Source organism: Streptomyces sp., from assembly GCF_035644915.1.
Classification (GTDB): domain Bacteria; phylum Actinomycetota; class Actinomycetes; order Streptomycetales; family Streptomycetaceae; genus Streptomyces.
The window spans coordinates 1-19,306 of sequence record NZ_DASQNP010000004.1 but is presented as its reverse complement, the minus strand read 5'-3'; the positions used below and the strand labels follow the sequence as shown (position 1 = coordinate 19,306).

Here is a 19,306-nt window from a genome sequence, read left to right as displayed (position 1 = left end):
CGGCCGGCGCGGGCGGTGCGGACGGCGGTGGTACGGGCGGCATGGGCGGCACCGGGGGCATGGGCGGCGCGGACTGCGGCGGCACGGGCGCGGGCGGTACCGCGGGCGGCGCCGGAGGCATCGGCGGCATCGGCGGCGCGGGCGGCGGCACCGGGCCCACCGGGCCGTTCGCCGCGGACGCCAGGTCGGCGCCGCACGCACCACAGAAGCGGTCGCCCTCCTCCAGCGGCTCCTCGCAGCGGGGGCAGACGGAGAGTTGGTCGAGCTGCGGCATGGTCACACCCACGTTCTGGGGCGGAGACGGTTGGCCCGTTCCACCAGTTCGATCCTTTCGGTGCCGGTCTGCGCGAGCCGGGCGAGCAGCCGGAACGAGCGTTCCAGCCCCAGGCGGAGCCCTCTCTCGTCCAACTCGCTGCCCAGCAGGGGCGGAAGCCGTCCCGCACCGGCGGGTGCGGGCGCGCCCTGCCGGCCCGCGAGCACCCAGTCCAACGCACTGCCCAGCACCTCGGCGGTCAATCGTTCGCGGCGCAGCGCGTCCAGGCCCGCCTCCCGCAGCCGTTCCACCTCGCGGGCGGCGGCCCGCAGGTCCTCCAGCAGCGGCTCCCGGGGGGAGCGCTGCCGCAGCCGGGCCCGTACGGCCGCGACCCGCGCGGCCGTGTGGTGGACGGAGGACTCCGGTACGGACTCCAGCGCCCGCACGGCACCGCGGCGATCACCGGTGGCCAACCGTACCCGGGCCAGACCGAACGCGGCGCCCACATGGCTCCGGTCGGCCGCCCACACCAGGTGGTAGTGGCGCGCGGCGTCGTCCCAGCGCCCCAGCACCTCGGCGCAGACGCCGAGCGCGAGCTTGGGCGCCGGTTCGCCGGGGAAGGCACCGCGGACCGCGTCGAAGGACGCCGCCGCCGTCTCCCCGTCGCCCGCCACCAGGGCGTACAGCCCCCGGTGCCAGATCACCCGCCAGTCGTCGGCGTGCCGTTCCTCCAGCCCGGCCAGCGCCTCGGCGGCGGCCCGGCGGTTCCCGGCGCCGTCCGACTCCAGGCGCGCGCGCACCTCCCGCAGCCGCCGCTCGACGGAGTCGGCGGGCGCGGACCGCAGGGCGGCGACCAGGTCGGCGGGTGCGGAGGCCAGCAGTCCGGCGAGGAACCCGGCGTTGGGGTCGGCCGGGTCCACCAGCGGCACCGGAAGCGCCAGTGCTGCCGCCCGCGCGTCCAGCGGTATCAGCGCGGGCACGGCGTCCGTCGCGCCCGCGCCCGCCGCCCGGTGCGCCACCGGGGCGCGGGTGCCGCGCGCCCAGCGCACCCGGCGCGCCCGTCCGGCCGGGCGGACGCCCAGCAGCGGGGCGCCGCCGCCCGGCGGCAGCAGCCGGGTGTCCACCACCGCCGTCTCCGGGCCGAACAGCGTGGACACCGACGGCCGCGGACGGCCCGTCCGGAGCGCCACGATCTCCCGCAGCACGCCCGTGAGCTGCTCGGACATCTCCCCGGCGGAGGCGAACCGCCGCTGCGGATCGGGGTCGGTCGCCCGCAGCAGCAGCCGGTGGAACGACTCGTACCGCCGGAAGACCCCGATGTGCTCCGGGCCCGGCAGGCCGTGCGCGAACACGGTGGTGTAGCCCTGGAAGTCGAAGGTCAGCACGGCCAGCGTGCGCGCCACCGTGTAGAGGTCGGAGGCCACCGACGGGCCGGTCTCCACGATCTCCGGCGCCTGGTAGCCGACCGTGCCGTAGACCGGGCCGCCGCGGTCGTCCATCCGCCGGACGGCGCCCATGTCGATCAGCTTCAGGCGGTCCCCCTGCTGGATGGCGTTGTCGACCTTGAAGTCGCAGTAGAGCAGGCCGCGGTCGTGCAGGTGGCCCAGGGCCTCCAGCGCCTCGATGCCGTACGCGCACGCCTGCTCGACCGGCAGCGGGTCGCGGCGTCCCTCCGGCGTGCGCCGGGAGTTGGCGATCTCCTTCAGCGACCTGCCGCCGACGTACTCCATCACGATGTAGCCGTCGAGGCTGCCGGTGCGCCGGTCGAGGTGCTCGACGAAGTTGTAGATGCGCACGATGGAGGGGTGTTCGATCTCCGCGAGGAACCGCCGTTCGGAGATCGCGGCGGCCATGGCGTCCTCGTCGCCGGTGTCCAGCAGGCCCTTGAGCACCACCCAGCGGTCGGAGACCGCGCGGTCCACCGCCAGGTAGATCCAGCCCAGGCCGCCGTGCGCGAGGCAGCCCGCCACCTCGTACTGGCCGTGCACCACGTCGCCCGGCCGCAGCTTGGGGACGAAGGAGTACGGGCGCCCGCACCGGGTGCAGTAGCCCTCGGTGCGGCCCGGACGGCCGCGGCGCGAACGCCCCACCGGCGCACCGCACCCGCTGTTGCCGCAGAATCGCTTCCGCTCGGGCACCTCAGGGTTCTCCAGCACCGCCGACCGGGGGTCCGGGCGCGGCACCGGCGGCACGGACACCAGTCCGGCGCCCAGCGCGCCCCGCCCGGAGGAGGACCCCGACGGGCGCGAGCCGCGCACGGAGACCGACCGCCCCGAGGAGCGGCCGGACGGCGCGGGCGGCAGCCCGCCCGACGACGGACGCGAGGACGACCCCGGCGATCCCGATGCCCCCGATGCCCCCGATGCCCCCGGCGGGCCGGAGGGGCGGGACGAGCGGGACCCGCCGGCGAGGGCGGTCGTCGGCGGGGAGCCCACCGTGCCGTCGGGGGCCACCGCCGGGGCCGACCCGCAGACGCCGCAGTACAGTTCGCCGCCGGCGTCCTCGTACGACCCCGCGCAGCCCGGCCGCCGGCACGCCCGCGCCCCGCCGGCCCCGGCCAGCCGCACCGTCCCGTCCCCCGCGCTCACCGGACGTCCTCCCCCCGGCCGGCCGGTTCGCCGGGCGGCGCCAGGACCTCCAGCGCCGCCCGCTGGTAGCGCAGCACCGCCTGTTCGGCGGCCCGCAGGTCGCACGGCGCGCTCCACAGCAGCCGGCGCGCGATGTCGTACCGCTCCGCCAGCAGCGGGTCGTCCGCCGCCCCGTGCCGCGCCACCCTCGCGCGGTACGCGTCCAGCCGGCCGCGCAGTTCCGCGCGGACGGCCAGCGGCGCCGTCACGGCGGTCAGCGAGGCGCGGGCCCGCTCCAGCTCCTCCTCCGCGCGCTCCTCCAGGCTCTCCAGCAGCGGCGACAGCCGGTGCCAGCGGGCGTGGCGGCGGTGTTCGGCCGCGATCGCCAACTGCTCGTACAGCGCGGTCGGCGGTCCGCTCACCGCGGGCACGTCGACCGCGGCGATCTTCGCCAGCACCTCGCCGCGCGCCGTCCGCGCCTCGGCCAGGGTGCGGTCCGCCCGGGAGAGCACGTCGCGCAGCCGCATCAGCCGCTGCTCCGCGTCCTGCCGCACCTGGAGCACGGCGTCGATCTCGCGCCGGATGTCGTCCAGCGCGCGGGCCGCGCGGTCGTACCGCTCGGTGTCGGGACGGCCGCCGCCCGGTGCCGAACTCCCGCCCGCGGGGATCCAGAACGCCAGCGGGTCGGCGACCACCTCGGCGCGCAGCGCGGTCAGCTCCGCGGTGATGTGCTCCAGCTCGTCGCCCGCCGGGTGCTCCCCGGGGCGTACGCCGACGGAGTGCGCCAGGGAGCGGACGCGCTGGAGTTCGGCGGAGAGCATGTCTATCCGGGCCGGCAGCGCGGACCACACGGAGTCGGCGGCGGCGACCACGTCCAGGGCCTGGGCGTACCAGCCGTTCATCCGGTCCACCAGCTCCGTCAGGCCGATCCGCTCGCCGGGCCCGCCGTCCGCCCCGCCGGGGACGGTCACCGCCGGACCCCGCAGCCTCGCGGTCAGCTCGGCGAGTTCCTCCGGCGCCGGCCAGCGGCGCCTGGCGCGCAGCTCGCGGACCGAGTGCAGCGCGGCGGTGTAGAGCTCGAAGTGCGTCCACAGCAGTGAGGTCGCCTCCTCGGCCCGCGCCCACCGCTCCTTGGTGACGCCCGTCAGCTCGGCGCCCTCCAGCAGCCTGCGCCCCGCGTGGTCCTGCAGGGAGAGCAGGGACGTCTCGATCGCCTCGTGCTCCGCGCCGAGCCGTGCCAGGGCACGGTCCACCTCCTCCCGGCTCATCACCGGTCCGCCGGGCCCCGGGCCTCCGTCGTCCCCCATCGGTCACCTCGCCGCTTTCGTCGTGGTCGTGCGTGGTCGTGCGTGTCGTGCCTGTCTGACGAACCGTCAGTCACGGTAGGCCGGAGCCGGGGGCGCCGGCTCCGCTATCTCCATCTTGTCGGCGAGCCACCGTTTGTATGCGGCCATCCACGCACTGTCCTCACCGCCCCGGCGGTAGTCGTCGAGCACCTTGTTGACCCGGCGCACCAGGTCCTCGTCCTCCAGGTGCATCGCCACGCCGTACGGCTCGACGGTCAGCGGGTCCCCGACGAGACGGACCGAGGGATCCTGGGCGGCCTGCCCGGCGGCCAGGGCGCTGTCGGTCATCACCGCGTCCACCTCGCCCAGTTGCAGCCGCACCAGGCAGTCGAGCTGGTTGCCGACGTAGACCGGCCGGGTGCCCCGGCCGTCCTTCTCCAGCAGCGCCTGCGCGGTCGAACCGGCCGCGGTGCACAGCCTCTTGCCGCGCAGCGTCCCGTCGAACCCCGTGACCGGCGAGGACTTCGGCGCGAGGATCTGCTGCCCGGCCTCGAAGTACGCCGTGGAGAACGCCACGTCCGCCAGCCGCTCGCAGGTGATCGACATGGTGCGCACCACCATGTCCACCTCGCGCCGCTGTATGGCGGGGATGCGCTGGTCGGTGGGGACGGTCTTGTAGACGATCTCGCCGTCCTCGCCGACCAGGTCCTCGGCGATGGCCTTCACCAGGTCGATGTCGAATCCGGTGAGGTCCCCGGTGGACGGGTCGCGGTAGCCCCACAGGTAGCTGTTCTGGTCGACGCCGACCACCAGCCGTCCCGCCCGCTGGATGCGCCGCACCGCGGGCCCGGCCTTCTTCGACGGCCGCAGGCCGGCGGCCGGGTCGCTGCCGTCGGCGCAGGTCTCCCGCTCGGCGGCGGGCCGCGCCGGTGCGGCGCCCGGTTTCCGGGCCGGCGCCGCCTCCGGGCCGGGGCCCGCGGGCGCCTGCGCGGGCAGCCCGGTGGACAGCAGCGTCTGGATCAGTACGGCGGCGGCCAGGGCCAGGCCGGCCGCCGCCACCGCGAGCGGTGTGCCGCCGCGCGCGCCCCCAGCGCCCCTTCCGGTTCTCCTCACCCGGTTCCTCACCCGGTTCTCCTCATACGTGATACGTGCTCCCTCGCCGGTCTCACCGGTACTCCGACAGCCTGCGGCCGATGCCCAGCACCACGCCCGCGGCACCGAGCACGGCCAGCGTTCCGGCCCCGGCGGGCAGTCCGCCGAGCGCGTCCCGCCCCCGCGCGGCCGCCCGCTCGAACTCCCGCTGCTCGTGCCGTACGGCCTCGGCCAGGCCGGTGTCCACCGCGTCGAACGCGCTCCGCGCGGTGTCCTCGCCGGGCCCGATCACCAGGGCGACCGCGTCGTCGTAGCGGCCGCCGTTCTCCAGTTCGCGGGCGGTGGCGTGGTGGGCGCGCCAGTCGGCCGCGGCCCGGACGGCGTCCTCGACCGGGGCCCGGCCCGCCTCGTCGTCGGCCAGCGCCAGCGCCTTCGCCAACTGCCCGCCGCCGCGCCCCCCGCCCGGCCCGTCGCCGGCGAGGCGGCGCATGCCCGCGCGGAAGCTCTCCTCGTACGCGGCCCCGCCGCCGCGCGCCACCAGCGTCATGCTCTCGTCGCCGCGCGCCCGCAGCGCGCCCGCCCACGCCTCGTTGAGCACCTGGAGCGACCGGGCGCCGTACCGGTCGGAGTCGCCGAGGTGGGACCGGGCGAGCCCGTGCCCGGCCGCCAGCCACAGCAGCGCCGCGGCCGTGGCCGCGGTCGCGGCCAGCAGACCGGGACTGAACACCCGGTTCGTGCGCAGGTAGTGGCGCCGCTGGGCCCAGCCGAGCGCGGCGAGCGCGACCACCCCGGTGAGCAGCGCGGGGACGGGCCGGGCCCGGGCGGCCCGGTGGTCCTCGCCGAGGCGGGCGGTCTCGGCCCGGTAGAGCGCCTCCGCGGCGGGCAGCAGCCGCTCGCGCATCTGCACCCCGGCGTGGCGCAGGTAGGCGCCGCCCAGGGGCAGGCCCTGCCGGTTGTTGGCGCGGGCGGTCTCCACCAGGCCGGTGTAGACGGGCAGCAGCTCGTTCAGCTCGGTGATCTCGTCGCGGCCCCGGCCCGGTCCGCCGGTGTTGGCCGCCGCCTCGGCCAGCAGCCGGGAGGCGGTGCGGATGTCCCTCTCGTACCGCTCGCGCAGCTCGGGCGGTTCCTCGCCCCCGGCCAGGAAGGCGCTGGCGGCGGTGGTGTCGGCGTCGGCGAGGGAGCGGTAGATGCTCGCCGCGTCGGCGCTCAGCGGCTGGCTGCGGCGCACCACGGCGTCGGCGGCCCCGGCCCGGTCGGCGGTCTGCCAGGCGGTCACGGCGCCGAACGCCAGCACCAGCGCGGCCAGGGCGGCCCCGATGATCCGCAGCCGTCCGGGCTCGGTCACCGCCGCCGCGCGCAGCCGGTCCACGCCCTCGGCCCAGGCCGTGCGGCGCGGCGGCCCGGGAACGGCGGACGCCGGGGGAGCGGCGGAGGGCGGGGGCGGGACGTTCGGCGGGTGTGTCACTGGTCGGGACCTCCCCCTCGGTCGCTGCCGCACCGGGCCCCGCGCCCTTCTCCGCGCGGCGAAGCCGGAGGAGCCCCGCCAGCAGTATGGCGGCCGGAGGCGGCGGCGACACCGTTCCTGCCGGGATCTTGCGCCGGTCGCGCTCCCCGCGGCGGCCGCCGGCCCCGTGCCGCGCGCCCCGTGCCGCACGCCGCGCGCCGGACGGCCGGGCGGGCGGACGCGGTCAGGCGGGCGCGGCGTAGTGCGCACGGAGCCGGGCGTGGGCGGCGGGACCGGCCCGCAGGTGGTCCAGTGCCAGCAGTCCGGCGCCGAGCACCGGAGGGGCGGTGACCACCCGGACGGCGGCCCGGGGCGCGCGCTCCGCCAGCAGGGACAGGACGCGGTCGTGGAGGAGGGGGTGCCGGGCCGCCGCGACGCCGCCGCCCAGCAGGACGGGGGTCGGGGTGCCGAGCAGGCCCAGGCGGTCGAGCGCGACCACGGCCATGGCCACGATCTCGTCGGCCTGCCGGTGCACCAGCGCGCGGGCGGTCGCGTCGCCCCCGGCGGCCACCGCGAAGAGGACCGGGACCAGTTCGTGCCGGCGCCCGTCCGGCAGGTCGCCCAGGTGGAACGCCTCGATCAGCGCGTACATGCTGGGCAGCCCGAAGTGGGCGGGCAGCGCCCGGGCCAGTTCGGTGTCCCCGCCCCGGCCGTCCTCGGCGCGGGCGGCGTGCCACAGCGCCTCCTCGGCCAGCCCCCCGCCGCCGCCCCAGTCGCCGGAGAGCCGGCCGACGGCGGGGAAGCGGTGGGTGCGGCCGTCCCCGGCGACCCCGACGCAGTTGACGCCCGCGCCGCACACGACGGCGACGCCGTGCCGCACGGAGCCGTCGTCCGGCAGGCCCGCGCGCAGGATCGCGAAGGTGTCGTTGGCGACGCGGCCGGTTCGCCCCCAGCCGCGGGCGTCGATCCGGGCGGCCAGCTCCCGTTCCTCGCGCGGCAGGTCGGCGCCCGCCAGGCAGGCCGAGACGTGCTCGACCAGCGGCGCGCCCTCCGGTGCCGTGCCGAGCCCGGCGTCCTCCGCCGCCCGGGCCACGGCCCCGGCCAGGGACGCCACGGCCGCCCCGGCCCCGACGGCCGGCGGCCGGAAGCCGCCGCCGCGCGCGGTGCCCAGCACGCTGCCGTCCCCGGCGACCAGGGCCACGTCGGTCTTGCTGTTGCCCGCGTCGACGGCCAGGACGGCCCCCGGGAGGGCGGGCGCGGGGGAGGCGGGCGCCGTCAGGCCCACGGGAGGTGCTCCCGGTTGTACGCGATCAGACGGTCCGTCAGCTCTTCGGCGAGGGCGTACTGGCCGACGAGGGGGTGGGCCAGCAGCGCGGCGAACACCCGGTCCCGGCCGCCGTGCAGGGCGGCCTCCAGCGCCAGGTGCTCGTACGCCGTCACGGCCGAGACCAGGCCCGTGTGGAGCGGGCCCGGCGGCGGTACGGGCAGGGGCCTGGCGCCCGCCGGGGAGACCTCGGCCGGGACCTCGACGACCGCGTCGTCGGGCAGGAAGGGCAGGGTGCCGTCGTTGCGGGTGTTCACCACCTGGACGCTCGCACCGCTCCCCCCGCTGTTCCTCCCGCTGTCCGTCCCGCCCAGCAACGCGGCGGCCAGGGCGACGGCGGCCTCGGAGTAGTAGGCGCCGCCGCGCCGGGCCAGCAGCTCGGGCTTGGTGTCCAGCGCCGGATCGGCGTACATCTCCAGCAGCCGCCCCTCCAGCGCGGCGACCTCCGCCGCCCGCGGGGGGCCGGTGCGCATCTCGGCCACGACCTCGTCGTGCGCGTAGAAGTAGCGCAGGTAGTACGAGGGGACGCAGCCCAGCCGCTCCAGGAGGGTCCTGGGCAGCCGCAGGTCCGCGGCGATGGTCCCGCCGTGCTCGGCCAGCAGCCTCGGCAGCACGTCCGGTCCGTCCGGCCCGCCCAGCCGCACGCCCAGCTCCCAGGTGAGGTGGTTGAGCCCGACGTGGTCCAGGTGGATCTCCTCGGGGCGGACGTCCAGCAGCGCGGCGAACTTCCGCTGGAAGCCGATCGCCACGTTGCACAGGCCCACCGCGCGGTGGCCCTCGGTCAGCAGCGCGCGGGTGACGATGCCGACCGGGTTGGTGAAGTCGATGATCCAGGCACCGGGGTTGGCGCGGCGCACCCGCTCGGCGATGTCCAGGACCACCGGGACGGTCCGCAGCGCCTTGGCCAGCCCGCCCGCACCGGTGGTCTCCTGCCCGACGCAGCCGCACTCCAGCGGCCAGGTCTCGTCCCCCTCGCGGGCCGCCTGGCCGCCGACGCGGAGCTGGAGCAGTACGGCGCCGGCGTCCGCGACGGCCGCGTCCAGGTCGGAGGTGGTGGTGACGGTGCCCGGGTGGCCCTGCCGGGCGAGGATGCGCCGGGCGAGCCCGCCGACCACCTCCAGCCGGTCCTCGGCCGGGTCGACCAGGACCAGCTCGGTGACGGGCAGGGTGTCCCGCAACCGGGCGAAGCCGTCGACGAGTTCGGGGGTGTAGGTCGAACCGCCGCCTACCACTGCGAGTTTCACGGGGGCGCGTCCTCCTCGGGAGCGGGCCGTAGGGCTGCGGGCGTCGGAAACCGGTGGGGGCCGGGGGACGGCCGGGACGGGACAGGTCGGTCAGCGGGAGGTGTCGAACACCTCGTCACGGGTGGTGGCCAGGGCGCTCTCCAGCGCCCCGCTGAGCACGGGGTGGTCGGTGACGGTGCCGATGACCAGCCGCGGCCGGGGGACGGCCAGTTCGGCCAGCTCCCGCTGGACCAGCGCGCGCAGCGGCTCGCCCCCGGCGGTGAGCAGGCCGCCGGACAGGACGACGAGTTCGGGGTCCAGGACGGCGACCAGCGCCGCGAGTCCGGTCGCCAGGCCGGTGGCCGTCCGCCGCAGCAGTTCGCCGTACGGGCCGGACGCCCCGCCGCCGTCACCGCCGTTGCCGCCGCCGTCCGGGCCGGCGTCCCCGGCCTCCCCGGCGGCGCGGGCGAGCAGGACCGCCGCCGCCTCGTCGTCCGGGCCGGGCGGCGGCTCGATGCCCAGTTCGCGGGCCAGCCGCACCAGGCCGCCCGCGCCCGCCAGCTCCTGGAACCCGCCGCGGCCCGTCCGCGCGACCCCGCGCACCAGCGGGGCGCCGGGCACCGGCAGGAAGCCGACCTCGCCGGCGCCGCCGGTCCAGCCGCGGTGCAGCCGCCCGCCCAGCACCAGGGCGGCGCCGATGCCCTCCTCGTTCCACAGCAGGACGAAGTCGTCGTGGCCCCGGGCGGCTCCCCGGCGCTGCTCGGCGACGGCGACGAGGTTGACGTCGTTGTCGTACTCCAGCGGCATCGGCAGCGCCGCGGCCAGCTCCTCCAGGAGGCCGGGGGAGTGCCAGCCGGGCAGGTGGGAGGCGTAGCGCAGCCGTCCGGTGCGGGGATCGAAGGCGCCGGGGGTGCCGATGACGACGCGGTGCAGCTCGCCGCGGGTGAGCCCGGCGGCCTTGGCGGCGCCGTCCACCGCGGCCACCACCTGCGCGACGGTGCCGCCGGCGGGCCGCCGCCCGGACACGGGAACCTCGAAGGTGCCGACGGTCCGGCCGGTGATGTCGGCGACCGCGGCGCGGATGCGGGCGGCGGTGACGTCCAGCCCGGCGACGTGCGCGGCGGCCGGGTTGAGGGCGTAGAGCTGGGCGCCCGGGCCGGGACGGCCCCGGCTGGTGCCGGTGACCCGGACCAGGCCCGCGGCCTCCAGGCGGGCCAGGAGCTGGGAGGCGGTCGGTTTGGACAGCCCGGTCAGCCTGCCGATGCGGCTGCGCGAGAGCGGGCCGTGGGCGAGCAGCAGTTCCAGTGCCGCGCGGTCGTTCATCGCGCGCAGCACCCGGGGGGTTCCCGGTGTCGTCCCGGCCATCGCACCTCCCGCCCGTTACTGTCAGGAAAGTTTCCTGTTGTGCGGGACAGGACAGTAGGGCCCGCTCCCGGCCGGCGTCAACGGGTGCCCGCGGCGCGGCCTACCGCTTCTCGGCGTCCCTGCCCGGCTCCTTCGCCGGAGCCCCGGCCGGCTCCCCGGGACCGTCCGCCGCCGGGGGCCGCGCGGTGTCCTTCGCCCGGTTGCCCACCGGCTCCTTCGCCAGGATCGCGGCCGGGTTCCTCGCGGCGTTCCGCACCGTTTCCCCGACGCCCTTGACGCCGTCGACGCCCTTGGCGTCCCTGGCGTCCCTGACGCCGTCCTTCGCGCCGTCCTTCACCAGGCCCCGGCCCAGCCCCCTGCCGAGGTCCCGCTCCAGGTCCTCGTCCAGCCTCCGCAGGGTGGTCAGCGACTCCTCGTCCACCATCCGGATGCCGCGCGCGTCCAGCGCCCGCTTGATCCGCCAGCGCAGCTCGCGCTCCACCGGCAGCGCCTTGCCCGGCATGGTCTTCGCCGAGACCCGGATCACCATCGTCTCCAGCGTCACCGAGTTCAGGCCCAGCACCTCCACCGGCGCCCAGAGGACCTCGTCCCACGGCGCGGTGGTCGACATCTCCTCGCCGGCCGCCGTGATGGCCGCCCGGACCTCCTCCAGGTCCTCGTCGGAGCGGACCTCGACGTCCAGGGAGGCCGTCGCCCAGCCCTGGCTGAGATTGCCCACCCGCTTGATCTCGCCGTTGCGGACGTACCAGATCTCGCCGTCGTCGCCGCGCAGCTTGGTGACCCGCAACCCGATCTCCAGCACGGTGCCGGTGGCCTCGCCCGCGTCGATCCGGTCGCCGACCCCGTACTGGTCCTCCAGCAGGACGAACATCCCGCCCAGCACGTCCGTGACCAGGTTGCGGGCGCCGAAGCCGATCGCCACACCGGCGACACCGGCGCTGGCCAGCAGCGGGGCGAGGTCGATGCCCAGGGTGGAGAGCGCGATCAGCACCGCCGTACCCATGATCACGAACGTGGCGACGCTGCGCAGCACCGAGCCGATCGCCTCCGTGCGCTGGCGCCGCCGCTCGGTGTTGACCAGCAGGCCGCGCAGCGCGTTGCCGCTCGCCTCGGCCTCGGCGTTGCGGTTCATCCGGGCGATCAGCCGGGTGATGGCCCGGCGGATCACCGAGCGCAGCACGACCGCTATCACCAGGATCAGCAGGATCCGCAGGCCGATGGCGAGCCAGGTCCCCCAGTTCTCCTCGAGCCAGCCGGCGGCGTTGGTGGCCGTCTCGTGCGCGTCGTCCATGGATTCCACCCTCAACACACTAATGGGGGACAACCTGCCGGACCGGCGGCTTCAGGCCGGATAGCAGGCGCTTCCGGCTGGGGAGAAACGGTGTGTGGTCGAAAACACGCTCCGTGCGTTGCGCGATCGTGGTGGCGCCGCCACCGGGACGCGAGACACACTGGGGGAGATCGTCCCGGCGCGAGCCACGCGCCGCCGACGTACAAGGAGGCACCGTGCCGCACGTCCTGGTCCTCAACGCGTCGTACGAGCCGCTCGGCGTCGTACCGCTCCGCCGCGCGCTCATCCTCGTCCTCAACGGAAAGGCGATAAGCCTGGAGGACTCCGGCGCCCTCATGCACAGCGCGACCCAAGTCATACCCGCTCCGAGTGTGGTCCGGCTGAAACGCTTCGTGCGCGTGCCCTTCCGCGGCACCGTGCCGCTCACCCGCCGCGCCCTGTTCGCCCGTGACGGCGGCAGGTGCGCGTACTGCGGTGGCGTCGCAACCAGCGTCGACCACGTCGTCCCGCGCAGCCGCGGCGGGAAGCACTCCTGGGAGAACGTCGTGGCGGCCTGCCGCCGCTGCAACCACGTCAAGGCCGACCGCCACGTCTCCGAGCTGGGCTGGCGGCTGCGGCACCAACCCGCGCCGCCGTCGGGCCTGGCCTGGCGGATCATCGGCACGGGACACAGGGATCCGCGCTGGCTGCCGTACCTGCGGCCATACGGCGCGGACGACGCCCTCGCCCGGATCGACGGCAGGACACCCGCCTGAGATCCGGGCTTCGTCGTCCTCGGGGCCGGCCGCGCGGCCGGCCCCGGAGACCGGCGGTCACTCCTGGCCGGCCTCGCCGCTTCCGCCGGGCCCGTCGGCCTTGCCGTTCCTGCCGGTCCCGTCCTCCCCGCCGGCCTTGTTGTCCTTGCCGTCCCCGCCGTCCCGCACCGCGTAGACCTCCACGGACCACAGGGACAGGCCGAAGCGGGTCGCCCGCTCGTCGCCCACCACCCGGACGAAGCGGGTGTCGGCCGGGGCGTCCATCCGCACCGTCTCCCGGCCGCCCCGCCCGTCGCGCACGGTCGCGGCCGTGTGCCAGCGCCGGCCGTCCGGGGAGACCTGGACGCGGTAGCGGGAGGCGTACGCGTCCTGCCAGTGCAGCCGGACCTCGCCGACCCGGGTCGGGCGGTCCAGCTCCACCCGCACCCACTGCCCGTCCTCCGCGGGGGAGGACCAGCGGGTGTCCGGGGCGCCGTCGGTGACGGCCAGGGCGGGGAAGTCCTCCGTCTCCTCGGCCGAGGCGGTGGCCCGCGCGCCCCGGGCCAGGTCCGGCCCGCCGGTGGGCGGGTAGGCGCGGACGGTGAGCACGGCCTGCCGCCGCTCCCGGTCCTCGCCGTCCCCGGCGGTGAGGGTGACCGGGACGCGGTACGTGCCCGGCTTCACGTCCTTCCCCGCCCGGATCTCGACGGCCGCCACCGCCGGGACGCCGCGCTGGAGCGTCACCCGGCGCGGGGCCCGCACGGTGAAGCCCTCGGGCGCCCGCACCGTCAGCCGCCCGCGCACGTCGGTGGGGCGGTTGCCGGTCAGCCGCGCCTCGACGACGGTCGCGTCGCCGCCGATGACGGCGTTGGTCTCGGCGCGGGCGAGCCGCAGCTCGGCGCCGGGGGCGTCGGAGTACCAGGGGGTCAGCTCGTGGACCACCGGGGGCGCCGAGCCGTCCTGCCAGGCCAGCCGTACGGCGTCCGCCCGCAGGCCGTCGGCCCGCACCTCCGTCCAGCCGCGGTCGGACAGGGCGCCGAGCCGCCGCCACCCCTCGCCCGGCACGTGCGCCTCGACGGCGGCGCGCGCGCCCGGGCCCGGCTGCGACTGGACGGTGACCGCCTCCAGGACGCGCGGCCGGGGCAGCCGCAGCACCAGTCCCTCCCGGCGGGGCTCCCCGGCCGCGCGGAAGGCGGTGGCCGGGTCGCCGTCGGCGGCGTCCTCCAGCGAGGAGCCGGGCAGCGGCGCGGGGCCGCCGTGCACCCGTTCGCCGGAGCGCCCGCCCTTCGCCGCGCGGCGCGTGGCGCCCGACCAGGCGTCGGAGACCTTCAGCGCGCGGTCCACGAAGGCGGACAGGACGCCCTCGCCGACCGTCGCCCCGCTCCTGCGGGCGTCGGTGCGCAGCCGCTGCAGCTCCAGCCGCGCCTCCCAGGCCGCCGCGCCGTCCCCGCGCCGCTGCGCGGCCAGCATGTCCAGGGCGTACTCGCCCGCCCGGCCGTAGCGCGCGAGCTGCCGCACCCAGGGCCGCGCCTCCTCGTGCAGGGCGCCGTCCGCGACGTCCGCCAGGTGCCCGGGGGCCTCCCGCAGCACCGCGAAGGCGTCGCGCAGCCGGTCGGCCGCGGCGGTGAACCGCCGGTCGTCCCCGCCGGTGTGGGCGGCCCAGAAGGCGTCGATCAGCGGGGTGAGGTAGGCCGACTCCTTCTTGTCGAGCACCGACGAGGCGCTGTTGGCGGCGAGCGCACGCAGCGCCCGGCGGGCCCCGTCGTCCGCCGCGCCGTGCGGTCCGTCGTCCGCCGCGCCGTGCGGTCCGCCGGTGGCTGCCAGGTCGTCGACGGCGGCCCGCCAGGAGTCCCCGGGCCGGTAGCCGCGGGGGTTCCAGGCGTAGTCGGCGACCGTGAACAGCGGGATGCGGGAGGCCGTCGCCTGCTCCATCGCGTTGGCCAGCAGCTCCGCCGAGCCGTTGGCCACGGCCGGGTCGCGGCCGGTGTACGGGCCCAGGAAGATCCGGTCGGCGGCGTAGTCGTTGACCGGGTAGTTGTCCATGGTGACCAGCGGGTGGCGGAGGACGGAGCGGGCCTCGGCCAGCTCGCCGCCGGTGATGGTGGCCGGGACGACCCCGACGCCCGTCCAGGCCACCTCCACGTCCGCGGCCAGCTTCTTCGCGAGCGTGCGGCGGTACTCGGTCGGGCCGTCCTGGTAGAACTCGGTCGGCATCACCGACAGCGGCACCGCGCCGCGCCCGCGGCCGTACCGCCCGGCCAGGTGCGCGGCCACCTCGTTGGCCAGCTCCGCGTGGGCGGTGGCGGCGGCCTCGGGGCCCGAGCCGTAGCGGTCGGCGTCCTCCTCGCAGTGCCACTCGTTGTAGCTGGCGTCCTCGAAGCGGAGCTGGAAGGCCCGCACCCCCAGCGCCACCATGGCGTCCAGCTTGCGCAGCAGCGCCCTGCGGTCGCCGTCGGAGGCCAGGCACATCGACTGCCCCGGCGAGACGGCCCAGCCCAGCACCACGTGGTTGCGCCGGGCGCGCTCGGCGAGCTCGCGGAACTCCGAGCGCCGCTCGGCGGGGTAGGGGTCCCGCCAGCGGGACTGGCGGAACGGGTCGTCGCCGGGCGCGTACAGGTAGCGGTTCTGCTTGGTGCGGCCCATGAAGTCCAGGTGCGCCAGCCGCTCCCGGTGCGACCAGGCCTCGCCGTAGAAGCCCTCGACCGTGCCGCGCACGGCCGAGGCCGGCCAGTCCCGCACGACGACCGCGGGGAACGCCCCGGCGCCGCCGCCGGTGACCACGAGCTGCCGCAGCGTCTGCGCGGCGTGGAACAGCCCGTCCTCGCCGACGCCCGCCAGGGCGACCGTGCCGCCGGGGTCCCCCAGGCCCGCCGCGCGGCCGATCGCCAGCCGGTAGCCGCCCGGGGGCAGGTCGCCGCGCGCGGGCGCGCGCAGGGCGCGCAGCGCCTCCTCGGCGGCGTCCCCGGCCCGGACCACCAGGCCCCGGGCGCCGGACTCCGTGCCGGGCCGCACGGTGCGCACGCTGCGCGCACCGGCCGCGTGCAGCGCGTCGCGGACGACGTCGAGGGCGTACGGGTCGGCGTCCTCACCGGCGACCAGGGTGACCTCGCCCTCCACGGGCACGGACGCGCCCCGCGCCCGCAGGGACTGGGGGCGCGGCCAGACGGCGGGGACGCCGTCCCCCACGACGCCGTCCTCCCGGCCCGCGGTGTCCGGGGCGGGGGTCGCCGGGCCCGCGTCCGGTTGCGGCGGCGCGGCCTGCGCGCCCGGTGCGCCCGAGAGCAGTCCGCCGAGGACGGCCGCGACCAGCGCCGTCGCCCCGGTCCGCCGCGCGCCGCGGCCATGCGTCGCATGGTTCACGTCTCTTCCGGCCCCTCTCGCTCTTTCCGCCCCGTTCACCCGTTCGTCCGGCGCCCGTCCGCCCGTCGTCCCCCGTGGCGCTCCGCCGACCGGCACCGAGCCCACCACCGGCGCGGCGAAGGTGTCAACGACGGCGGCCGAAGTGTCCGACTTGTCGGTGCGTCCGGGGGTGCGGGGCCCGGCCCGGGCGAGGAGGGAGGGGCGGCGCAGGCCGGAGCACGCCGGGTGATCCCCCTTCAGGTTCCGGCAAATCCTGGGCGAGGAGCCCGGCCGGAGCGGATGCTCTGCGCTGACAAGCGCGTCGGGCCGTGAAATCATCGGTCCGGGTCCACAAGTGACCTGGATCACGTTCCCTCGCCGATGACGTCTGGCCCCTGCTTCAGTGGGTAGGGCGACCGTGTCCGACCGACATACGAACGGAGGCCCCCAGTGGCCGCGTCCGCCAAACTGCTGACCTCCCTGTCCGCCCTGCCCAAACAGGGCCGGGAGCCGATCGACCTCTCCGGCGTCTCCCACCCCGACTCCGGACTGGACGGCTCCTGCGCCTGCGGTTGCGCCGAGGCCCCGCTGACCAGCGAACCCCCGCTCGCGGACACCACCCCCCTGACCAGCGAACCGCCGCTGGCCGCCGAGCTCCCGCTGACCAGCGAACCGGCCGGGGTGGGATACGGCACGGACTCCGCGGGAATCTAGTCCCGAAGGGGACGAAAGTCCCCGTACGTCCCCGGGGAGCCCCGGGACGCAGGGAGAGCCGAGGGAGATCCAGATGGCCCGACTGGCACGGCTCGCCGCCGCACACGGAGTCTGCACCTCCTACGACCCCGCCCCGGGCCGCACGCTCACGGTGCCCGACGACACGATCGTGGCGGTCCTCGCGGCCCTGGGCGTCGACGCCTCCACCCCCCAGGCCGTCCGCAAGGCGCTGGAACGGCACGCGCGCGAGGAGGCCGCCCGGCTGCTCCCGCCCACCGTCGTCGTACGCGCCGGAGGAGCCCCGCCGCCCGAGGGCGTCCGTCCCGTCACCGTCCGCGGCGTCCTGCCCCCGCTGCCCGAGGGCACGGTCCTGCGCGCCGAGACCGAGGACGGCCGCGGCCTGGAGTGGGACACCGGCCCGTCGGGCGACGGCGAACGGCTGCCGCTGGGCTGCCACACCCTGTACGCGCAGGCACCCGACGGCCGGACCGGGCGGGCCGCCCTGATCGTCGCCCCCGACCGCTTCCCGCCCGTGCGGGACCGCTCCTTCGGCCTGCTCGTCCAGCTCTACTCCCTGCTGTCCTCGCGCTCCTGGGGCATGGGCGACCTCGCCGACCTCGCCGATCTGGCCGCCTGGGCCGGGCGCGCCACCGGCGCCGGGTTCATCCAGCTCAACCCCCTGCACGCGGCCGTGCCCGCCGCCGAGGGCGAGACGATCGACCCCTCCCCGTACCGCCCCTCCTCCCGCCGCTTCGCCGACCCGGTGCACCTGCGGATCGAGGAGATCCCCGAGTACGCCTACCTGAGCGGCGAGGCCCGCGCCCGGGTGGAGGAACTGCTGGCCCGCGCCCGGGAGCTGCGCGAGTCCACCCTCACCAAGGACGGCAGCATCGACCGCGACGCCGTGTGGGCGCTCAAGCGCCAGGCGCTGGAGCTGGTCCGCACCGTCCCCCTCAGCCCCGGCCGCCGCGTCGCCTACTGCGACTTCCTCGCCCAGCAGGGCCAGGCCCTGGAGGACCACGCCACCTGGTGCGCGCTGGCCGAGGTCCACGGTCCCGACTGGCGCTCCTGGCCCTCCGGCCTGGGCGACCCGCGCTCGGCCCGCACCGCCCGCGCCCGCACCGAGCTGCTGGACCGGGTGGACTTCCACAGTTGGCTGGCCTGGCTCACCGACGCCCAGCTCGCCCGCGCCCAGCGCACCGCCCGCGACGCGGGCATGTCCATCGGCCTGGTGCACGACCTGGCACTGGGTGTGCACCCCCTGGGCGCGGAGGCCTGGGCGCAGCAGGACCTGTTGGCCCCCGGCATGTCGATCGGCGCCCCGCCGGACGCCTTCAGCCCCCGCGGCCAGGACTGGGGCCTGCCCCCGTGGCGCCCGGACGCGCTGGCCGCCACCGGCTACGCCCCGTACCGCTCGCTGCTGACCGGGCTGCTGCGCCACGCCGGCGGACTGCGCATCGACCACGTCATGGGCCACTTCCGGCTGTGGTGGATCCCCGAGGGCCGCCCGCCGACGGAGGGCACCTACGTCCGCTACGACGCCGAGGCGATGCTCGGCGTGCTCGCCCTGGAGGCGCACCGCGCCGGCGCGGTCGTCATCGGCGAGGACCTGGGCACCGTCGAACCGGGCGTCCGCGGCGAGCTGGCCGGACGCGGGGTGCTGGGCACCTCCGTGCTGTGGTTCGAGCGCGACTACGAGCGCAGGCGGCACCCCCAGTGCGAGGTGCCCCAGCCGCTGGACCCGCAGGACTGGCGCGCCGACTGCCTGGCCACCGCCACCACCCACGACCTGCCCAGCACCGCCGCCCGCCTCAGCGGCGAGCACGTCGAGCTGCGCGCCCGGCTCGGACTGCTGACCGGGACGCTCGCCGCCGAGCAGAGCCAGGACGCCCTGGAGACCGCCGAGTGGATGGCGCACCTGTCCCGCCTGGACCTGATGCAGGAGGGCGCGGGCGACGAGGAGAGCGAGATCAAGGCGGTCTACCGCTTCCTGGCCCGCACCCCCGCCCGGATGGTCGGCGTCTGGCTGCCGGACGGCGTGGGCGACCGCCGCCCGCAGAACGTGCCGGGCACCTCGGACGAGTACCCCAACTGGCGGCTGCCCGTCGCCGACGGCGACGGCCGGCCCGTCACCCTGGAGGAACTGGTCGCCTCGCCCCGGCTGCGCAACCTGCTGAGGACGGTGCGCGAGGAGCTGCACGGGCCGTGGGAGGCGCCCTGCCCCGCGCAGGACCACCCCGAGCGCGTGTCCTTCCCGGACGTTCGCTAGCGTTGAAGTGTGGACAACAAGGTCAACGAGAACGTCAGGCGCGCCGGCACCGCCGTGCGTGCCGGAGCCGTCACCGCCCTCACCGCGCTGATGCTCCTGGTCGCCTCTCCCTCCGCCTCCGCGCTCTACCGCGACGACGGCGACGACCCGGGCCCCGGCCTGAGCGTGGTCGAGACCCTCGGCCTGTACGTCGTGCTGCCGGTCGTCCTCTTCCTGGTGATCGCCGGACTGGTGGCAGTGGCCGACAAGTCCTCGCGCGACAGCGGCCAGATCGCGGGCCGGCAGGAGCCGAACCGCGGCTGACCCGCCGCTGACCTGCGGCCGACCCGCGGTCGACCTGCTTCCGATCCGCGGCCGGACGGGCAAGTGACCCGATGCTCCGGCCGCCGATTGGCCTGCCCGCAG

13 protein-coding genes and 1 pseudogene are annotated in these 19,306 nt (G+C 76.9%); 4 read left to right on the top strand and 10 right to left on the bottom strand.

All coding sequences use genetic code 11. The features are described 5' to 3' along the window. From VE546_RS00505 to VE546_RS00465, 9 genes and pseudogenes are all read right to left on the bottom strand, one after another. A partial coding sequence (locus tag VE546_RS00505; RefSeq protein WP_324916437.1) for a zinc-ribbon domain-containing protein occupies window positions 1–274 on the bottom strand: 274 nt, incomplete at its 3' end. A 2-nt stretch (window positions 275–276) separates the two neighbouring features. Further along, the gene (locus tag VE546_RS00500) at window positions 277–2,814 is read right to left on the bottom strand and encodes a serine/threonine-protein kinase (protein ID WP_324916434.1); all 2,538 of its coding nucleotides are present in this window, start codon (window positions 2,812–2,814) and stop codon (window positions 277–279) included. A 23-nt stretch (window positions 2,815–2,837) separates the two neighbouring features. Beyond that, window positions 2,838–4,127, bottom strand: a complete 1,290-nt coding sequence (locus VE546_RS00495) for a hypothetical protein (protein ID WP_324916428.1) — start codon at window positions 4,125–4,127, stop codon at window positions 2,838–2,840. A gap of 66 nt (window positions 4,128–4,193) precedes the next feature. Next, the gene (locus tag VE546_RS00490; protein ID WP_324916425.1) at window positions 4,194–5,165 is read right to left on the bottom strand and encodes a glutamate ABC transporter substrate-binding protein; all 972 of its coding nucleotides are present in this window, start codon (window positions 5,163–5,165) and stop codon (window positions 4,194–4,196) included. A 106-nt stretch (window positions 5,166–5,271) separates the two neighbouring features. Continuing rightward, window positions 5,272–6,663, bottom strand: coding sequence for a hypothetical protein (locus VE546_RS00485; protein WP_324916422.1), 1,392 nt, complete (start codon window positions 6,661–6,663; stop codon window positions 5,272–5,274). Window positions 6,664–6,886: 223 nt separating this feature from the next. After that, window positions 6,887–7,927 carry an N-acetylglucosamine kinase gene (locus VE546_RS00480; protein WP_324916419.1) on the bottom strand — a complete coding sequence of 347 codons (1,041 nt, stop codon included), beginning with the start codon at window positions 7,925–7,927 and terminating at the stop codon, window positions 6,887–6,889. After that, entirely contained in the window at window positions 7,918–9,210 is a 1,293-nt protein-coding gene (locus VE546_RS00475; RefSeq protein ID WP_324916416.1) for a 6-phospho-beta-glucosidase, read from the bottom strand. Before VE546_RS00475 ends, VE546_RS00480 begins: the two co-directional genes overlap by 10 nt. 90 nt (window positions 9,211–9,300) lie before the next feature. Further along, window positions 9,301–10,554 (bottom strand): ROK family transcriptional regulator, encoded by a 1,254-nt coding sequence (locus tag VE546_RS00470; RefSeq protein WP_324916413.1) that lies wholly within the window; start codon window positions 10,552–10,554, stop codon window positions 9,301–9,303. A 403-nt stretch (window positions 10,555–10,957) separates the two neighbouring features. Next, window positions 10,958–11,845 (bottom strand): annotated as a pseudogene (locus VE546_RS00465) (mechanosensitive ion channel family protein); the annotation flags it as partial. 215 nt (window positions 11,846–12,060) lie between these two features. Between VE546_RS00465 and VE546_RS00460 the strand changes: the two are divergent. After that, entirely contained in the window at window positions 12,061–12,600 is a 540-nt protein-coding gene (locus VE546_RS00460) for an HNH endonuclease (protein ID WP_324916410.1), read from the top strand. Between the two features lie 57 nt (window positions 12,601–12,657). Here the strand turns inward: VE546_RS00460 and VE546_RS00455 are convergent, their stop codons facing one another. Then, window positions 12,658–15,939: a beta-N-acetylglucosaminidase domain-containing protein gene (locus tag VE546_RS00455; protein WP_324916407.1), complete on the bottom strand. Its 3,282-nt coding sequence runs from the start codon at window positions 15,937–15,939 to the stop codon at window positions 12,658–12,660. A gap of 429 nt (window positions 15,940–16,368) precedes the next feature. On the opposite strand from VE546_RS00455, the gene VE546_RS00450 reads away from it, so the two are divergent. The 3 genes from VE546_RS00450 to VE546_RS00440 all read left to right on the top strand — a co-directional run bounded on the left by VE546_RS00450 (window position 16,369) and on the right by VE546_RS00440 (window position 19,204). Then, complete coding sequence (locus VE546_RS00450) at window positions 16,369–16,632, top strand: hypothetical protein (RefSeq protein WP_324916404.1); 264 nt, start codon at window positions 16,369–16,371, stop codon at window positions 16,630–16,632. Between the two features lie 73 nt (window positions 16,633–16,705). Next, window positions 16,706–18,901, top strand: a complete 2,196-nt coding sequence (gene malQ, locus VE546_RS00445) for a 4-alpha-glucanotransferase (protein ID WP_324916401.1) — start codon at window positions 16,706–16,708, stop codon at window positions 18,899–18,901. Between the two features lie 54 nt (window positions 18,902–18,955). Then, window positions 18,956–19,204, top strand: coding sequence for a hypothetical protein (locus VE546_RS00440; RefSeq protein ID WP_324916431.1), 249 nt, complete (start codon window positions 18,956–18,958; stop codon window positions 19,202–19,204). Window positions 19,205–19,306 lie beyond the last annotated feature (102 nt).